The sequence below is a fragment of the Terrabacter ginsenosidimutans genome (assembly GCF_039539425.1).
GTDB classification, from domain to species: Bacteria; Actinomycetota; Actinomycetes; order Actinomycetales; family Dermatophilaceae; genus Terrabacter; species Terrabacter ginsenosidimutans.
Genome location: NZ_BAABDC010000004.1, coordinates 465,668 through 479,277, shown reverse-complemented (window position 1 = coordinate 479,277; position 13,610 = coordinate 465,668). Strand labels below are relative to the sequence as shown.

16 protein-coding genes and 1 tRNA gene are annotated in these 13,610 nt (G+C 69.4%); 10 read left to right on the top strand and 7 right to left on the bottom strand.

Annotated features, from left to right (window positions below):
* Positions 1-4: 4 nt before the first annotated feature.
* The 6 genes from ABD831_RS15010 to ABD831_RS14985 all read right to left on the bottom strand — a co-directional run bounded on the left by ABD831_RS15010 (position 5) and on the right by ABD831_RS14985 (position 6,435).
* On the bottom strand, positions 5-1,360 hold the full coding sequence (locus ABD831_RS15010) for an anaerobic C4-dicarboxylate transporter family protein (RefSeq protein ID WP_344948134.1): 1,356 nt from the start codon (positions 1,358-1,360) through the stop codon (positions 5-7).
* A 30-nt stretch (positions 1,361-1,390) separates the two neighbouring features.
* Positions 1,391-1,813 (bottom strand): hypothetical protein, encoded by a 423-nt coding sequence (locus ABD831_RS15005; protein WP_344948130.1) that lies wholly within the window; start codon positions 1,811-1,813, stop codon positions 1,391-1,393.
* On the bottom strand, positions 1,810-2,958 hold the full coding sequence (locus ABD831_RS15000; protein WP_344948126.1) for a M20/M25/M40 family metallo-hydrolase: 1,149 nt from the start codon (positions 2,956-2,958) through the stop codon (positions 1,810-1,812). The genes ABD831_RS15005 and ABD831_RS15000 overlap by 4 nt, the downstream gene beginning before the upstream one ends.
* Positions 2,955-3,338: an SHOCT domain-containing protein gene (locus ABD831_RS14995; protein ID WP_344948121.1), complete on the bottom strand. Its 384-nt coding sequence runs from the start codon at positions 3,336-3,338 to the stop codon at positions 2,955-2,957. The genes ABD831_RS15000 and ABD831_RS14995 overlap by 4 nt, the downstream gene beginning before the upstream one ends.
* A gap of 120 nt (positions 3,339-3,458) precedes the next feature.
* Positions 3,459-3,692: a hypothetical protein gene (locus ABD831_RS14990; RefSeq protein ID WP_344948116.1), complete on the bottom strand. Its 234-nt coding sequence runs from the start codon at positions 3,690-3,692 to the stop codon at positions 3,459-3,461.
* A gap of 142 nt (positions 3,693-3,834) precedes the next feature.
* Positions 3,835-6,435: a winged helix-turn-helix domain-containing protein gene (locus tag ABD831_RS14985; protein ID WP_344948112.1), complete on the bottom strand. Its 2,601-nt coding sequence runs from the start codon at positions 6,433-6,435 to the stop codon at positions 3,835-3,837.
* A 129-nt stretch (positions 6,436-6,564) separates the two neighbouring features.
* Here ABD831_RS14985 and ABD831_RS14980 point away from each other — a divergent pair, with 129 nt between their 5' ends.
* From ABD831_RS14980 to ABD831_RS14970, 3 genes are all read left to right on the top strand, one after another.
* Entirely contained in the window at positions 6,565-6,798 is a 234-nt protein-coding gene (locus ABD831_RS14980) for a hypothetical protein (protein ID WP_142177843.1), read from the top strand.
* 108 nt (positions 6,799-6,906) lie between these two features.
* Positions 6,907-7,395, top strand: coding sequence for a DUF6325 family protein (locus tag ABD831_RS14975; protein ID WP_344948108.1), 489 nt, complete (start codon positions 6,907-6,909; stop codon positions 7,393-7,395).
* 76 nt (positions 7,396-7,471) lie between these two features.
* Entirely contained in the window at positions 7,472-7,753 is a 282-nt protein-coding gene (locus ABD831_RS14970) for an SHOCT domain-containing protein (RefSeq protein ID WP_344948105.1), read from the top strand.
* 148 nt (positions 7,754-7,901) lie between these two features.
* Here ABD831_RS14970 and ABD831_RS14965 read toward each other — a convergent pair whose 3' ends face one another.
* Positions 7,902-8,732, bottom strand: a complete 831-nt coding sequence (locus ABD831_RS14965) for a class II glutamine amidotransferase (protein WP_344948102.1) — start codon at positions 8,730-8,732, stop codon at positions 7,902-7,904.
* A gap of 191 nt (positions 8,733-8,923) precedes the next feature.
* Here ABD831_RS14965 and ABD831_RS14960 point away from each other — a divergent pair, with 191 nt between their 5' ends.
* The 7 genes from ABD831_RS14960 (at position 8,924) to ABD831_RS14930 (ending at position 13,495) form a co-directional block, all read left to right on the top strand.
* Complete coding sequence (locus tag ABD831_RS14960) at positions 8,924-9,250, top strand: putative quinol monooxygenase (RefSeq protein WP_344948099.1); 327 nt, start codon at positions 8,924-8,926, stop codon at positions 9,248-9,250.
* Between the two features lie 96 nt (positions 9,251-9,346).
* Positions 9,347-9,422: transfer RNA gene (locus ABD831_RS14955), tRNA-Gly, on the top strand.
* Between the two features lie 106 nt (positions 9,423-9,528).
* Positions 9,529-10,497: a non-homologous end-joining DNA ligase gene (gene ligD, locus ABD831_RS14950; protein ID WP_344948096.1), complete on the top strand. Its 969-nt coding sequence runs from the start codon at positions 9,529-9,531 to the stop codon at positions 10,495-10,497.
* A gap of 60 nt (positions 10,498-10,557) precedes the next feature.
* Complete coding sequence (locus ABD831_RS14945) at positions 10,558-11,040, top strand: glutathione peroxidase (RefSeq protein ID WP_344948093.1); 483 nt, start codon at positions 10,558-10,560, stop codon at positions 11,038-11,040.
* A 16-nt stretch (positions 11,041-11,056) separates the two neighbouring features.
* Positions 11,057-12,109: an anthranilate synthase component I family protein gene (locus ABD831_RS14940; RefSeq protein WP_344948090.1), complete on the top strand. Its 1,053-nt coding sequence runs from the start codon at positions 11,057-11,059 to the stop codon at positions 12,107-12,109.
* A 52-nt stretch (positions 12,110-12,161) separates the two neighbouring features.
* The gene (locus tag ABD831_RS14935; protein WP_344948087.1) at positions 12,162-13,007 is read left to right on the top strand and encodes an aminotransferase class IV; all 846 of its coding nucleotides are present in this window, start codon (positions 12,162-12,164) and stop codon (positions 13,005-13,007) included.
* Complete coding sequence (locus tag ABD831_RS14930) at positions 13,004-13,495, top strand: TIGR02611 family protein (RefSeq protein WP_344948084.1); 492 nt, start codon at positions 13,004-13,006, stop codon at positions 13,493-13,495. Before ABD831_RS14935 ends, ABD831_RS14930 begins: the two co-directional genes overlap by 4 nt.
* Positions 13,496-13,610 lie beyond the last annotated feature (115 nt).

Genomic DNA, 13,610 nt, shown 5'->3' with positions numbered 1-13,610 from the left:
CGGCTCAGAAGAAGATCCCGCCGATGAGGGCGCCCACCGCGATGGTCGTGACGGAGAGCACGAGCATGGGGATGAAGAAGCTGTGGTCGACGAGCTTGGTGCCGAGCTTGGTCGTGCCCGTCAGGTCGAAGTTCGCCGCGGCGATCTGGGTGCCGTTCGCGGGCAGGGTGTAGACACCACCCAGCGCACCGGCCCACATCCCGGTGACGATGCCGGCAGGGAGCCCGGCGGCCAGGCCGATGGGCACGATGGTCCGGGTCGCCGTCGACTGGCTCGTCGTGAGGGCGGCCACGAGGAACACCGCCACGGCGAAGATGAACTGCCAGCTGGTCACCCAGCCACCGATGGTGCCGACGATGTAGTCCTCGTGGGCCGAGATGAACGTCGCCGTCAGCCAGGCGATCCCGAACAGGGCGATGGCCGAGATCATGCCGGCCTTGAAGACCGACTGGTCCGGGACCGTCTTCACGTCGGGACGACCGAGGAAGAGGATGGCTACGCCGACGACGAACATCACCATGACGATGGTCGTCGTCATGTCGATGGCCACGGCTGCCTCACCCTCCGCGGCGAAGGCAGGACGCAGCTGAGGGAAGAGGCCGAGGATGACGATGGCGACGACGCCGAGGAGGAATGCGAGCGCGGAGTTGCGGCCCTCCTTGGTGTAGGTGAGCCTCGACGAGGCGGATGCGCCCGCGACGGCCAGCTGTGGGGCCTCGAGCTCGCCCGCGGCGATCTTGGCCTGCACCTCGGGGTCGTCGTCGAGGTTCTTCCACATCCGGTTGACCACCAGGGAGGTGACCACGATGCCGATGACACAGGAGGGAATCGTGATCGCCAGGATCTGCGTGAGACCCAGGTTGTAGGGAGCGACGTCGGTCAGCGTCAGCATCGCGGCCATGGCGGCGGAGACGGGTGACGCGGCCAGGGCGATACCGGACTGCACGACCGTGACGGTCAGCGGCCTCGCAGGCCGGATGTGGTTCTTGTAGGACACGTCGTAGATGACCGGCAGCAGCGGGTAGATGATGTTGCTCGTCCCCGCGCCGATGGAGAACAGGAAGGCCGTCAGGGGAGCGATCAGCGTGATCTGCTTCGGCCTCTTCTCGATGACGCCGGCGGCCACCGAGACCATCCAGTCGATCCCTCCGGCGGCCTGCATCATCGCCGCTGACGTGACGACGGCCAGGATGATCGCCAGCGCCGCGGCCGGCGGCTCACCCGGCGGCTCACGGAAGATGAAGACGAGCACGAAGGTGCCGAGGCCGCCCCAGAGCCCGACGCCCACGCCTCCGGCGCGGGTTCCCATGACGATCGCTCCCAGCACGACCAGTGCTTCGAGCACGAACTTGACGCTCATGTCATTTCCTTCCGTGCGAGGGGGTGCCCGTCAGGCGGCTTTGCACTGAGTGGCGAGGGACTCGTTCAGGGCGGCATACGCGGTGCTGATGTCCTTGAGGGAGGCCGTGAGCTGGGGCGCCGCCGCCGTGAAGGCCTCGTTGCCCGCGGCAGCCAAGGTCTGCTTGAAACCCTCGAGGTTCGCGCGCAACGTCGAGACGGCGGTGTCGAAACGACCCTCGCTGACCGCCTGGAACTGGTCGAGCCTGGCCAGTGCCGCGTCGACCTTGGCGCTCAGCGCGTCGAGCTTGGACCCGTCGGGTTTGAGGGCTCGCATCTCGTCGACCGCCGACGTGAGGTTCTTGGCGTTGGCGCACAGGTCCTGGCTGGCGGGACTGGTGCTGCACCCCGCCACGAGGAGGGTCGTGGCAAGGACGGTTGTCGCGATGATGCGGCGCCCGAGCACGGACCTCATGGCTGTTCATCTCCCTGAGCTGGTTGGGTGACGATGGCGAGCAGGACCTGACACGCGACGACCAGGTCGTCGATGGCGATGTGCTCGCTGGTGGCGTGCTCGTCGACCATTCCGGTCGGCAGCGCCACACAGGGAATCCCCTTGGCGTTGAAGTAGTTGCCGTCGGTGCCGCCGCCAGACTTGCGCGGGGAGACCTCGAGTCCGAGCGAACGGATCGCGCTCGCCGCTTCCCGATAGGGCCGTGCGTCCTCCGCGATGCGGTAGGTCTTGTAGATCTCCTCCTGGACGAAGTCCACTGCAGCAGAGTGGGCTTCGGCCGCCTGCTCGCAAGCCTGGCGCATCGCCGAGAGCTGACGGTCCAGCTTGTCCTGGTCGTGGCTTCGCGCCATCCCCTGCAGCACGACGGTGTCGGGGATGACGTTGCGAGCCTCGCCGCCCTGGATCGTGCCGATGTTGGCGACGGTCTCCTCGTCGATGCGACCGAGCTGCATCGCCGCCACCGCCTCCGCGGCGACCTGGACGGCGCTGATGCCCTTCTCCGGTTCGACGCCCGCGTGGGCCTTGCGCCCGTGGAAGGTGATGGTGAGGTAGACCGACGTCGGCGACCAGTAGGTCACCGACCCCATCACGCCGGCGGTGTCGAGGACGAACCCGTGGGTGGCGTTCAGCCGGCTCACGTCAAGATGACGTGAGCCGACCAGACCCGACTCCTCCCCGACGGTCGACACGAACTCGATCGTCGGGAAGGACCATTCAGGGTGGGCGCGAAGCAGCCTCATCACCTCCATGCACCCCGCCAGGCCGGACTTGTCGTCCGCGCCCAGGATCGTCGTGCCGTCGGTGCGGATGACCCCGTCGTCGCCGATGACGGGGACGATCCCGCGATCGGTGCCCGCCGTGTCCATGTGAGTCGACACGAGGATGGTGCCAGGGCGCGTGCCAGGGAAGACTGCCACGATGTTGCCGATGTCATCCTTGGTCGTGGTGCACCCGAGCTCGGCGTACCGCGCCTCCAGCACCGCGCCGATCTCCTCCTCGTGACCAGTGGGACTGTCCACGGCGAGCAGCTCGAGGAACGTGGCCAGGAGGCGGTCTCGATCGACAGCGTCTGCCGGCCGAAGCACCGACCCGGGCACCGGACTCACGAGAGCGCCTTGGCCTTGATCGCGGCGAACTCCTCCTCCGTGATGGCACCGCTGTCGAGGAGGGCCTTGGCCTGGGAGAGCTGTTCGACGGACGAGGACGACGACGGGGCAGCGACGCTGCGGATGTAGTCCTCCTGCGCGGCCATCTGCTCGCGGTTGCTCGCCATCGCGCGCTCTGCCATGCCACGACCGCGGACGATGATGTAGACGAGAGCGGAGAGCAGTGGGACGACGAACAGCACCACGACCCACAAGACCTTGGCGAACCCTCCGAGCTCCTTGTCTCGGAAGAGGTCTCCGAAGATCTGGAACAGCATCATCAGGTAGGCGACGAAGAAGAAGGACCAGACAAGCAGCCAGAAGAAGCTCCAGAAGTCCATGGTGAGCCATTCCTTTCGTTGACGCGACGTGTCGCGTTGCAGAGATCAGACCTCGTGCCGAGGCCTACGCTTCTTCACCCTCTCGATGCCGGCATCACACTCCGCGAGCGAGATCGGTCGTCACCGGAGGGGATCGGGGGCTTCGCCCCTGCCTCCTCCCGGTTCGTCGACGAGGTGTGTCGAGATGACCTCGAGTCCCAGATCGGTCAGGGCGGCAAGGACGCCGACAAGCTCCTGGCTGTCGTGCACCCGGACCGTCAGCGTCGTGCTCGTGCCGTCGCTGTCCGACCACACGGCATACGGCCAGATGTCGCGCTCGTCGACTTCACCGGCCACGACAACGACGGCTCGCATACCCACCCGCCTTGTGTGAGGAGGAAGTTCACGTCACGTTCAGCATGTCGCCGGCACCGAGCCGGGCGCCTCACTCCCTGCGAGGTAGATGACGGCGACGTCCGTGCGACGTCAGTGCCGTGCAGCAGGTCCGGCCCGTCCGTCAGTAGAGCTCAAGCTCTGCGGCGCGACGGATGGCGGCGCGACGACTGCTCACGCCCAGCTTCTGGTAGATGTGCGCGATGTGGGTCTTGGCCGTGTGCAAGGAGATGAACTCCGCCTCGGCGATCTCCGCGTTGGTGAGGTTCGTCGCGAGGTACTGGAGGATCACCCGCTCCCGTTCGGTAAGCCGCTCGCCCCAGCCCGTGACGTTGTGGTCCTCCCCGCGGACGATGCGGCCGAGCACGTGGGTCACCGCCGTGGGGTGGGCCGTGCCGTGGCGCAGATGGGACTTCAGCAGCTCCGTCATGGCCTCGCCGGCACCGAGGAAGGGTCCGTAGAGCTCGTCCGGCTCCGCTGCCGCCAGGGCGAGCTCGAGAGACGCGTGGGCGGCGTCCGCGCTCCCCAGGACGGCGTGGGCCTCGGCGGCGAGGCAGTGGGCGAGACACTGGATGTGCACGAAGACCTCCGGGGCCGGCACCCGGTCCAGCTCGGCCAGCGCCGCCTCCGGCCGGCCGCCACGGAGCAGCACCTTCGCCCTGTGGCAGGGAGCCAGCCGGTACTCCGGATCGGTCGGGGGCCGGGAGGCGAGCGCCACCGCATCATGGCTGTTCCCCTCCGCCAGGAGGATCAGCCCGTCGAGTCCGGCCAGCATGGAGGGCCACCACGGTGCGGCGTGGCCGGACTCGATCATCGACGTGATCTCGGCTGCGTTGCGTCGCGCAGAGCGCAGGTCCCCCAAGGACAGGCAGGTCTTCGTCAGGAAGTTCAGGACGAGACCGCGCAGCTCCCAGTCGAACGGAAGCACCATGGACAGGCTTCGCTCCAGCTGGGCCCGCGCTTCGCGCAGGTTGCCGCGCCAGTAGTCGAACCAGCCGAGATAGGCGACCGCGGGTGCCAGGGTCACCAGCCCCACCCAGCCGCGTTCCTCGGCCCGGGCGAGCACGCTCGAGGCGAGGTCGCGCACCTCGCTGAGTCGTCCCTCGGCGACCGCCGGGAGGCACGACTCCGCAAGCGCCGTCAGCTCGAGGGCGAGGAGGCCGGCGTCGTGTGCCGTGGTGGCAGACGAGCGCAGCATCTCGAGGGGCAGCTTGGGATGGGTCTGGAGCCTGGCTTCGGCCATGCCGACGAACACCTGGACGGACGCCCGGATGGCGGGATCAGGCGCGCGCTGGCTCCTGTCCATCAGGTCCAGGAGTGCAGCACCGGACTCGACCGCCGGACCCAGGCCGAGGTCGTGGCCGATTCGGAACAGCTCGACCACTGACATCCGGTCCTCGAGTCTCGCTCGGGCGGCCGCAGGAAGGAGATCGGCTGCGCCGCGGGCGAGGTCGAGCTCGGAGCGGGCGGCGACCAGGCTGCCATGCTGTCCGAAGATCAGCGCTTTGGCGAGGTGCGCGTCGCTGCTGTAGGTCGAGGTCTCCGGCAGCTGGTCCACCGCCTCGAGCACCGCGTCGACCCGTCCCTCGAGGAAGAGGTCGAGCCAGCGGTCGGCGAAGATCTTCGAGGCCCTCTCGCTGTCTCCGGCTGCCATCGCGTGACGGATCGCGGTCGGTGGGTCGACGGAGCTCCACCAGGACGCGGCGGTCTCGTGGAGCGCCTGGGCCCGCCGTGGCAGGTTGGCGGCCAGCAGACGACGGATGTGCGCCGCGAAGAGCGGGTGCCAGTGATACCAGGCGTCCTCGGACGACACGTCGCCGCGAGTGAGGAACAGTCCGTCGGCCAGGCACTGTTCGAGGTAGGCCTCCGCATCGTGCGTCCCGCGGATGGTGTCGATGAGGGACACGCAGACCTGCTCGTCGAGGCAGCTGTCGAGGACGAACTCCCTGATGTCGTCGCTCAGGGAAGCGAGGACCTCGGTGGCGAGGTAGTCCGCGAGCGCCTGGTCACGTCTCAGCTCGAGAGGGACCTGACGCGGCCTGTCGCTCCGGCGGGCAGCAAGGATCGCCATGCGGACGCCCGCCGGCCAACCGTCCGTGGTGCGGTGGAGGGTGTCGACGGTGTCGGCGTCGAGCTCGAGACCCGCAGCGCGCACGGCTTCGACCGTCTCCTCGGGGCTGAACGCGAGCTCGTCGTGCGTGATGTACGCCAGCCGGTCCTCCAGCCGAAGCCGCTGCAGCCGCAGCGGGGGCACGACACGGGCGGCGATGGCGATGCGCATGTTGGCCGGAGCCCACCGGAGCACGTGGTCGACCACATGGGCCGAGGCTTTCGACTCGGAGAGGTGCTGGAGGTCGTCGAGGACCAGCGTCAGCGGCACTGCACTGTCGTAGAGCACCTCGAGGAGCGCGTCGACGAGGGTGAGTGGCTCCGCCCGCAGCGCCGAGGCACGCAGCGGCTCGAGGTCGGCACCGAGCTCGTCCAGCCCCGAGAGGCTGGCCGCGGTGATGAGGTCCGAGACCAGCCGCAACGGGTCCCGGTCCGAGTCGTCCACGGTGAGCCAGAGTGCTGGCTCGCTGTCGCGTTGACGACGGGCAGCCGCAGCCAGGAGGGTCGACTTGCCGTAGCCCGCCATGCCGACCAGCACGACGACGGGTCGACGGTCGATGAACGACGACAGGCGCGGACGGTCGATGATTCCGGGCGGCCGCAAGGGAGTCGCCATGCGGGCTTGCCGCGGCCCGACCATGTCACTCCCATCGATGGATGCGTGGGACCCCCTGACACTTCGAGGCTAGCCACGTGCTGTCGGCCGTGAGCGCAAACCCGCGGTTCTGGGAAGGTGAGGGTTGTCATGCTGGTCTACGAGATCGTCCTCGACGGTGAGCTGGCGACGGACCTGACCGACTCTCCGGTCTCGCTCGAGCGCCGCAACAGCGGCGGGGCGACGATCCTGATCACGCCGGTGGTCCACGCAGACACCCTCTCCAGCGTGCTCTCCCTGCTGGAGTCCCTCGGCATCGGCGTGACCGCAGTGCACCAGGTGGAGGACGAGCGCACCGGCCGAGACCAACCCGGCTCCGCCTGAGGCGCTCGCCGCCGCCGACCTTCCACTCATCCTCGAGGAGCGATGCGCCGGCCATGCAGAGGCGGCGAGTGTCGAGGTGTCAGTGGACAGCCACCAAGGAGGCAGGACATGAGCGTCAACGTCGACGTCGGACCGATCGACTACCTCGCACTGGAGTTCCCCGGTGCCCGCCTGACGGGTGAGGGCATGGCGATCCTCGTCGACCTCGTCGACCGTGGCATCATCCGTGTCCTCGACATGAAGGCTCTCGTGCGGTCGGACGACGGGGCCGTGACGGCCGTCTCGATATCCGACCTCGACGGTGACGGCACCCTCGACCTGGCCGTCTTCGAGGGCGTCGAGTCCGACCTGCTCGACGAGGACGACCTCAAGGAAGCCGCTGCGCTGGTGCAGCCCGGCAACGCGGTTGCGCTTCTCGTCTACGAGAACACGTGGGCGGGACCCTTCGTGTCTGCCATGCGCCGGGCCGGTGCAGAGGTCGTGGCGAGCGTGCGCGTGCCGGCAGACGCCGTCATCGCCCGGCTCGAGGCGCTGGAGGCGTCCGGTACGGCCGAGACGTCGACGCCGTCCGACGCGCCGCCGAGTGCCGCCGGCTAGAGGGATCCCGCGTGCCTCCGAGGTGGGGCGCGCCCGAACAGGTCAACGTCGAACAGGTCAGCTGAAGGAGAACGCGATGGGACTCATAGGTGGAATCGCCAGGACGGCCGTGGTCGCCGGGACGGCCACGGCGGTGTCGAACAGGGTGTCGCGCCGCCAGGCCGGGCGGTGGGCCGCGCAGGAGCAACAGCAGCAGCAGGAGTACGCACCCGAGCCGCAGTACGCACCCCCGCCACCACCACCCCAGGACACCGGCGTCGATCTCGAGAAGCTCCAGCAGCTCGGCGAGCTCCGGGACTCAGGGGTGCTGACCGAGGAGGAGTTCCAGGCCCAGAAGGCCCGCATTCTCGGTGGCTGACCCGGGGGAGCCGTGCCGGTGATGACGCTCGTCATCACCGGCACCCCCTTGTGCACGCCCCTGTCCCACGCGCCCGTGTCCACGCGCCACCCGACACGCCGACCGAGGTCGGCGCCTCGGGGTAGGGGCTCGAGGTGGCTCGGGTTCCTCAGAGAACGTGTGCCGGGCGGATCGGTGCGAACGGTCGGAGCTCGTCCTCGCCCGGCTGGATGACGCCGTAGGACGACTCGGGCACCTCGCGCCACGCGCCGGGCAGGTCACGCAGCGGTTCGGACACCACGAAGCGGGTCTCGTCGCTCAACGTCCGGAGCATCTCCACCTCGGGGTGCAGGTCGCGAAGCTGGGCCACGTTCGTCGAGTGGAACAGCGTCCGGCTCTGGTGCTGCGAGGAGTAGCGGAAGGCCCACACGGACTCACCGTTGGTCGCTGCCATCGTCGCCTGCACGGGGTTGGCCACACCGGAGCGTTCGGCAAGGTCCTCGACGAAGCCGACGGCCCGGGCGACGGCCGTCACCGGGTCGTCCTCGAGTCCGAAGGTCAGGGCGAGGAAGAAGAGCGCCTCGGAGTCGGTGGACCCCGTGATGTCCGGATAGAGGGACGGGTCCACCGCGAACATGAGGTCCCGCTTCATCTCGTGGAAGCCGAAGACCGCCCCGTTGTGCATCCAGAGCCAGTCACCGTGCCGGAACGGGTGGCAGTTGCTGCGCTGCACCGGCGTGCCCGTCGAGGCGCGTACGTGGGCGAACAGCAGTCGGGTCCGCACCTGGGTCGTCAGCTCACGGAGGTTCTCGTCGTTCCAGGCGGGGTCGACGCTCTTGAACAGCGCGGGGGTGGCCCCCTCGCCGTACCACCCGATCCCGAAGCCGTCGCCGTTCGTGGTCGTCGCCCCCATGCGCGAGTGCAGGCTCTGTTCGATGAGCGAGTGCTCGGGCTTGAAGAGAAGATCCTCGGCGAGGACCGGGTCACCTGAGTACACCATCCAGCGGCACATACCTTCATGGAACCGACGCCTGCCGCGGGGGGTCATCACTCCCCGGGGATGACCTCCCTCACGCGTCGCCCTCGCGATGTCCCGATCCGGCACGATGGGTGCTGTCCTGCACCCCACCGACCGCCTCACCGCGATCCGGTGCCACCCCGGCATCCTCGAGACCACAGGAGTGTGACCCCTTGATCTTCATCACCGCCAAGTTCCCCGTGAAGCCCGAGCACGCCGACGACTGGCCCGAGATCTCCCGGCGCTTCACCGAGGCGACCCGGGCCGAGGAGGGCTGCCTCTGGTTCGACTGGTCGCGCAGCCTCGACGACCCGAACGAGTACGTCCTGGTCGAGGCCTTCCGTGACGACGCCGCCGGCGGCGCCCACGTGCAGAGCGACCACTTCAAGGAGGCGACCGCCGAGCTTCCCGCCTACCTCACCGCGACGCCGCGGATCGTCAACACGACGATCGAGGGCACGCAGTGGTCGGAGCTCGGCGAGATGGCCGTCGAAAAGTAGCCGAACGGCTACTCCAAGAGCGGGTTTCGCACTCCGGCCGACGGTCCGCTATGGTCTACCTCGCACCCACGGGGTCTCGGTCCCGCAGGTTGGCAGGCGGACGTAGCTCAGTTGGTAGAGCGCAACCTTGCCAAGGTTGAGGTCGCCGGTTCGAGCCCGGTCGTCCGCTCCACTGAAGGGCCCGTCGACGTGAGTCGACGGGCCCTTCCGCACGTCGGGGTGTGTGCCGTCGGGCCCGTCCGAGCGCTGCCCCGGCCGCGGTCCGTAGGCTGTCGGACATGGCTGCGTCGAGCAAGGCCCCCGCTGTGGAGATCGAGGTCGGCGACCACACGGTGCGGCTCTCGAGTCCCGACCGCGTCTACTTCTCCGAGCGCGGGGAGACCAAGCGCGACCTCGTCGACTACTACCTCTCGGTCGGCCCGGGGATCGTCAACGCGCTGCGTGAGCGGCCGTGCATGCTGCACCGGTTCCCCAAGGGGGTCGACGGGCCCAAGGTGCACCAGAAGCGCCTCCCGGCCGGGGCCCCGCCGTGGGTGGAGACGGTCAGGCTGCACTTCCCGCGCTACGGCCTGCACGCCGACGAGCTGTGCGTGACGCGGCTGGCGGACGTCATCTGGGCCGTGCAGATGTCGACGGTCGAGTTCCATCCCTGGAACAGCCGACGCGCCGACACCGAGAGCCCTGACGAGTGGCGCATCGACCTCGACCCCATGCCCGAGTGCGGCTTCGACAAGGTCCGGCGCGCGGCGGCCACGACCCACGAGATCCTCGACGAGCTGGGAGCGGTCGGGTGGCCCAAGACGTCCGGCGGGTCGGGCCTGCACGTCTACGTCCGGATCGCGCCCGACCGGGGCTTCAAGGACGTCCGCCGTGGAGCCCTCGCCTTCGCCCGCGAGGTCGAGCGCCGGCTGCCCGAGGACGTCACGACGACGTGGTGGCGCAGGGACCGCTCGCCGAAGGACCTCTTCGTCGACTACAACCAGAACGCCCGGGACCACACGATCGCGGCGGCCTACAGCGTGCGCGGGAACCCGCGCGGCACCGTCTCCGCCCCGCTCACCTGGGACGAGGTCGCCGACGCCGAGCCGCAGGACTTCACCATCGCGACGATGCCCGAGCGCTTCGCCCGCCTCGGCGACCTGCACGCCGGCATCGACGACGCCGTGTTCGACTTCAGCCCGCTGCTCGAGTGGGCCGACCGCGACGAGCGTGACGGCGAGGCGACGCCACCCGAACCCGACGAATGACCCATCTCCACCCCCGACAGCTCCGAACCCCCATCGACACCCGACCACAGAGGAGACAGCGTGACGCTGCTGCATGACTTCAAGGCCACCGCCATCGACGGCGAGGAGGTGTCGCTGGACGAGTACGCCGGGGACGTCGTCCTCGTCGTCAACACCGCCAGCGAGTGCGGCTACACCCCGCAGCTCGGCGGCCTCGAGACGCTCTACGAGACCTACCGCGACCGGGGCCTCACCGTCCTCGGCTTCCCGTGCAACCAGTTCGGCGGCCAGGACCCTGGCAGCGACGAAGAGATCGGTGCCTTCTGCCAGAAGAACTACGGCGTGACCTTCCCGATGTTCTCCAAGGTCGACGTCAACGGCCCGAACGAGCACCCGCTCTATACGTCGCTGAAGTCCGAGAAGGGCGGCCTGCTCGGCAAGAAGATCAAGTGGAACTTCACGAAGTTCCTCGTCGCCCGGGACGGCACCGTCGTCGGGCGCTACTCGCCGACGACCGAGCCCGCTGACCTCGCGGACGACATCGAGAAGGCGCTCGCGACCTAGGCCCTACGATCTGCGGGTGGACCACGCTCGTTTCGCCGACCGGGCCGCGCGCGGGGTCATCGACGTCCGCCACGGCCCGGACGCCCTCGACGCGATCACGCGCGAGGGCTTCTGGGCCGTCGTGGCCACGTTCGAGGGTGCGGTCACGGCGGTGCGCTTCGCCGAGGTCACCCCGCTGGCGTATGCCGTGGGCCCGGGTCCCGTCGACGTGCCGTGGCCCGCAGTGGACTGGGTGCCGCTCGACCGCCACTGGCGCACGTCACTGGACCGGACGGCATACCTCCTCGCCGTGGAGGAGGTCCGTGAGCGGATCGCGGCCGGCACTGTCTACCAGGTCAACGTGTGCCGCGTCCTCAGCCACGAGCTCTCGGCCGATGCCGACCTCGACGGACTCGATGTGCTTCTGCGACAGGGCAACCCGGCGCCTCATGCCGCAAGGATCCGATGCGAGGCGGCTGGCGTCGACGTCGTCTCCGCGTCGCCGGAGCTCTTCCTCTCGCGCCGCGCCGGGCGTCTGGTGACGCGTCCGATCAAGGGCACCGCGACCACGGCCCCGGAGATGCTGCCCAAGGACCACGCCGAGAACGTCATGATCGTCGACCTCATGCGCAACGACATCTCCGGTGTCTGTGAGCCCGGCACCGTGTCGGTCGACGAGCTGTGCGCCGTGGAGACCCACCCCGGTCTCGTGCACCTTGTCTCCACGGTCAGCGGCCGGCTGCGTTCCGGCATCGGCTGGACGGACGTCTTCGCGGCCGCCTACCCGCCCGGCTCGGTGTCGGGGGCGCCGAAGTCCAGCGCGCTCCGGGCCATCCGCGACCTCGAGCCGATGCCGCGCGGGCCGTACTGCGGGGCCATCGGCTGGGTCGACGCCGACCACGGAGAGGCCGACCTGGCCGTGGGCATCCGCACCTTCTGGGCCGAGCACGACGACGACGGCGGGCGGTGGCTCAGGTTCGGCACGGGCGCCGGGATCACCTGGCACTCGGACCCCGCGGGGGAGTGGGCCGAGACCGAGCTCAAGGCCGCCCGCCTCATCGGGCTCGCCGCCGGCACTGTGACACCATGAGCACTCCCGTCGGGCGCCTTCCGGGCGGCCGCCGAGCCCCCAGGAAGGGACCATGAGCACGACCACGCGCGTCTGGGTCAACGGCGACATCGTCGACCCGACCGGCCCGTCCGTCTCCGCCCTCGACCACGCGGTCACGGTCGGCGACGGCGTCTTCGAGACCGCCAAGATCGCCGCCGGGCAGCCCTTCGCCCTGACGCGCCACCACCGACGCCTCGAGCGTTCCGCCGCCGGCCTCGGACTGCCGCCCCTCGACCTGGGCTTCGTCGACAAGGGCGTCGCCGCGGTGCTGGACGGCCCCACCATCGACTTCGGGCGCCTGCGCTACAGCGTCACCGGGGGAGTCGGGCCCCTGGGCTCGGACCGCGACGACGCCGCTCTGACGTACATCGTGGTGGCGGCACCGCAGCCGCTGCCTCCGTCGAGCGGGAAGCTCACCGTCGTCCCCTGGACGCGCAACGAACGCTCGGCCGTCGTCGGGCTCAAGACGACGTCTTACGCCGAGAACGTCGTCGCCCTCGCCCGCGCCAAGTCCGAGGGGGCCATCGAGGCGGTCTTCGGCAACACACGTGGCGAGCTGTGCGAGTGCACGGGCAGCAACATCTTCGTCGTCGTCGACGGCCTGGTGCTCACGCCACCGGCCGAGGCCGGGCCGCTCCTGGGCATCACTCGCGAGCTGACCATCGAGTGGGGGCGCGCCGCCGGCATCGAGATCCGGGAGGAGTCGCTGCCGCTCGACGTGCTCCAGAGCGCCGACGAGGTCTTCATCACCAGCTCGACGAAGGACGTCCTGCCGATCCACGCCGTCGACGACCGGACGATGCCGGCCGACCGGCCCGTCACGAGCGAGCTGCTGCGGATCTTCCGGAGCAACGCCGAGCGGGACTGCGACCCATGACCGACTCCGACCGCGGCGCTGGCCGACCCCGTCGCGAACCGCCCGCGCCCGTGGACTACTCGGACCGCAACGCGACGCTCGACGCCGGGGAGGACCGCTGGGCGTGGCGCGCCCGGCTGCGCAGCAACAGGCTCACCCACGTCATCTGGCGCATCGCGGTGGGCGTCATCGGCGGCCTCGTGACGGTCGCCGGGCTGATCATGGTCCCTGCGCCGGGCCCCGGCTGGCTCGTCGTCTTCTTCGGGCTCCTGATCCTCGCGAGCGAGTTCGAGTTCGCCCAGCGCTGGCTGGACTTCGCCAGGCGACACGTGAGCCGGTGGAACGACTGGATCATGGACCAGGCCGTCTGGGTGCGGGGTGTCGTGGCCCTCGGCACGCTGCTCATCGTCTGGGGTGTCATCTGGGGGTACCTCGCGTGGGCGGGCATCCCGACGTTCGTCCCCGAGTGGGCCGAGCAGCTGCTGACGCAGGTCCCCGGGGTCGACTGACGCCGCCGGGAGCCAGCACCGGCAACGGGCATCGGGCGGAGACCAGGGCACTCCCGGGGACTTGCGGGGGCGATTAACGCGTGGGCGTCGGCACCCGCTATTGTTTCCCTCCGAC

What these genes read in the sequence shown, in the direction of transcription:
- ABD831_RS14975 (WP_344948108.1), top strand. Translation starts at nt 6,907, where the DNA reads ATGAGCGTCAACGTCGACGTCGGACCGATCGACTACCTCGCACTGGAG.
- ABD831_RS14985 (WP_344948112.1), bottom strand. Translation starts at nt 6,435, where the DNA reads ATGGCGACTCCCTTGCGGCCGCCCGGAATCATCGACCGTCCGCGCCTG.
- ABD831_RS15010 (WP_344948134.1), bottom strand. Translation starts at nt 1,360, where the DNA reads ATGAGCGTCAAGTTCGTGCTCGAAGCACTGGTCGTGCTGGGAGCGATC.
- ABD831_RS14935 (WP_344948087.1), top strand. Translation starts at nt 12,162, where the DNA reads ATGAGCACGACCACGCGCGTCTGGGTCAACGGCGACATCGTCGACCCG.
- ABD831_RS15005 (WP_344948130.1), bottom strand. Translation starts at nt 1,813, where the DNA reads ATGAGGTCCGTGCTCGGGCGCCGCATCATCGCGACAACCGTCCTTGCC.
- ABD831_RS14965 (WP_344948102.1), bottom strand. Translation starts at nt 8,732, where the DNA reads ATGGTGTACTCAGGTGACCCGGTCCTCGCCGAGGATCTTCTCTTCAAG.
- ABD831_RS14980 (WP_142177843.1), top strand. Translation starts at nt 6,565, where the DNA reads ATGCTGGTCTACGAGATCGTCCTCGACGGTGAGCTGGCGACGGACCTG.
- ligD (WP_344948096.1), top strand. Translation starts at nt 9,529, where the DNA reads ATGGCTGCGTCGAGCAAGGCCCCCGCTGTGGAGATCGAGGTCGGCGAC.
- ABD831_RS14990 (WP_344948116.1), bottom strand. Translation starts at nt 3,692, where the DNA reads ATGCGAGCCGTCGTTGTCGTGGCCGGTGAAGTCGACGAGCGCGACATC.
- ABD831_RS14930 (WP_344948084.1), top strand. Translation starts at nt 13,004, where the DNA reads ATGACCGACTCCGACCGCGGCGCTGGCCGACCCCGTCGCGAACCGCCC.
- ABD831_RS14995 (WP_344948121.1), bottom strand. Translation starts at nt 3,338, where the DNA reads ATGGACTTCTGGAGCTTCTTCTGGCTGCTTGTCTGGTCCTTCTTCTTC.
- ABD831_RS14970 (WP_344948105.1), top strand. Translation starts at nt 7,472, where the DNA reads ATGGGACTCATAGGTGGAATCGCCAGGACGGCCGTGGTCGCCGGGACG.